Raw genomic sequence first — 2,957 nt, forward strand, 5'->3', positions numbered from 1 at the left:
ATCAACTCGAAACTCCTTCGGGTTGTATGGTTAAGTGACTAAGCGTACACGGTGGATGCCTTGGCAGTCAGAGGCGATGAAGGACGTATTAACTTGCGATAAGCCCAGATTAGGTAGTAAAAACCATTTGAGTCTGGGATTTCCGAATGGGGAAACCCAATACCATAAGGTATTACTGTTGAGTGAATACATAGCTCAACAGGGCGAACCGGGGGAACTGAAACATCTAAGTACCCCGAGGAAAAGAAATCAACCGAGATTCCGAAAGTAGCGGCGAGCGAAATTGGACTAGCCCTTAAGCTTTACACGCGTTAGACGAACAGCCTGGAAAGGCCGACGATACAGGGTGATAGTCCCGTAGTTGACGACGTGTGTTCAGTGAAATCGAGTAGGGCGGGACACGTGATATCCTGTCTGAATATGGGGGGACCATCCTCCAAGGCTAAATACTACTGACTGACCGATAGTGAACCAGTACCGTGAGGGAAAGGCGAAAAGAACCCCTGTGAGGGGAGTGAAATAGAACCTGAAACCGTGTACGTACAAGCAGTAGGAGCAGGCTTGTCCTGTGACTGCGTACCTTTTGTATAATGGGTCAGCGACTTATATTCAGTGGCAAGGTTAACCATCTAGGGGAGCCGTAGGGAAACCGAGTCTTAACTGGGCGTTCAGTCTCTGGATATAGACCCGAAACCAGGTGATCTAGCCATGGGCAGGTTGAAGGTTGAGTAACATCAACTGGAGGACCGAACCGACTAATGTTGAAAAATTAGCGGATGACTTGTGGCTAGGGGTGAAAGGCCAATCAAACCTGGAGATAGCTGGTTCTCCCCGAAAGCTATTTAGGTAGCGCCTCGGACGAATACTACTGGGGGTAGAGCACTGTTAAGGCTAGGGGGTCATCCCGACTTACCAACCCTTTGCAAACTCCGAATACCAGTAAGTACTATCCGGGAGACACACGGCGGGTGCTAACGTCCGTCGTGGAGAGGGAAACAACCCAGACCGCCAGCTAAGGTCCCAAATTACTACTAAGTGGGAAACGATGTGGGAAGGCTCAGACAGCCAGGATGTTGGCTTAGAAGCAGCCATCATTTAAAGAAAGCGTAATAGCTCACTGGTCGAGTCGGCCTGCGCGGAAGATGTAACGGGGCTAAGTAGTAAACCGAAGCTGCGGCAATGCACTTTAGTGCATTGGGTAGGGGAGCGTTCTGTAAGCGGTTGAAGGTGTGTGGTAACGCATGCTGGACGTATCAGAAGTGCGAATGCTGACATGAGTAACGATAAAGGGGGTGAAAAACCTCCTCGCCGGAAGACCAAGGGTTCCTGTCCAACGTTAATCGGGGCAGGGTAAGTCGACCCCTAAGGCGAGGCCGAAAGGCGTAGTCGATGGGAAACGGGTTAATATTCCCGTACTTCTTACAATTGCGATGGGGGGACGGAGAAGGCTAGGTGGGCCTGGCGACGGTTGTCCAGGTTCAAGTGCGTAGGCTGAAGAGTTAGGTAAATCCGGCTCCTCGATAGGCTGAGACACGACGTCGAGCATCTACGGATGTGAAGTCATTGATGCCATGCTTCCAGGAAAAGCCTCTAAGCTTCAGATTGTAAGGAATCGTACCCCAAACCGACACAGGTGGTCGGGTAGAGAATACCAAGGCGCTTGAGAGAACTCGGGTGAAGGAACTAGGCAAAATGGTACCGTAACTTCGGGAGAAGGTACGCTCTCGACGGTGAAGTCCCTCGCGGATGGAGCTATTGAGAGTCGCAGATACCAGGTGGCTGCAACTGTTTATTAAAAACACAGCACTGTGCAAAATCGCAAGATGACGTATACGGTGTGACGCCTGCCCGGTGCCGGAAGGTTAATTGATGGGGTTAGACTTCGGTCGAAGCTCTTGATCGAAGCCCCGGTAAACGGCGGCCGTAACTATAACGGTCCTAAGGTAGCGAAATTCCTTGTCGGGTAAGTTCCGACCTGCACGAATGGCGTAATGATGGCCACGCTGTCTCCACCCGAGACTCAGTGAAATTGAAATCGCTGTGAAGATGCAGTGTACCCGCGGCTAGACGGAAAGACCCCGTGAACCTTTACTACAGCTTGGCACTGAACATTGACCCTACATGTGTAGGATAGGTGGGAGGCTTTGAAGCGCAGTCGCTAGATTGCGTGGAGCCGTCCTTGAAATACCACCCTTGTAGTGTTGATGTTCTAACGTCGACCCCTTATCGGGGTTGCGGACAGTGCCTGGTGGGTAGTTTGACTGGGGCGGTCTCCTCCCAAAGCGTAACGGAGGAGCACGAAGGTGGGCTAATCACGGTTGGACATCGTGAGGTTAGTGCAATGGCATAAGCCCGCTTGACTGCGAGAATGACAATTCGAGCAGGTGCGAAAGCAGGTCATAGTGATCCGGTGGTTCTGAATGGAAGGGCCATCGCTCAACGGATAAAAGGTACTCCGGGGATAACAGGCTGATACCGCCCAAGAGTTCATATCGACGGCGGTGTTTGGCACCTCGATGTCGGCTCATCACATCCTGGGGCTGAAGTCGGTCCCAAGGGTATGGCTGTTCGCCATTTAAAGTGGTACGCGAGCTGGGTTTAGAACGTCGTGAGACAGTTCGGTCCCTATCTGCCGTGGGCGTTGGAGAATTGAAAGGGGCTGCTCCTAGTACGAGAGGACCGGAGTGGACGAACCTCTGGTGTTCGGGTTGTGTCGCCAGACGCATTGCCCGGTAGCTAAGTTCGGGATCGATAACCGCTGAAAGCATCTAAGCGGGAAGCGAGCCTTGAGATGAGTTCTCCCTGATACTTTAAGTATCCTAAAGGGTTGTCGTAGACTACGACGTTGATAGGCAGGGTGTGTAAGCGTTGTGAGGCGTTGAGCTAACCTGTACTAATTGCCCGTGAGGCTTAACCATACAACACCCAAGGGGTTTTGATGGACTCAATGAAAGAAC

Annotated in this window: 1 rRNA gene; it reads left to right on the forward strand. The window is 51.7% G+C overall.

The features are described from left to right. Nucleotides 1-28: 28 nt before the first annotated feature. Nucleotides 29-2,918: ribosomal RNA gene (locus tag R7M92_RS24710) — 23S ribosomal RNA — on the forward strand. Nucleotides 2,919-2,957 lie beyond the last annotated feature (39 nt).

Source organism: Vibrio sp. Vb2880, assembly GCF_033337975.1.
In the GTDB taxonomy this organism is placed as follows: domain Bacteria; phylum Pseudomonadota; class Gammaproteobacteria; order Enterobacterales; family Vibrionaceae; genus Vibrio; species Vibrio alginolyticus.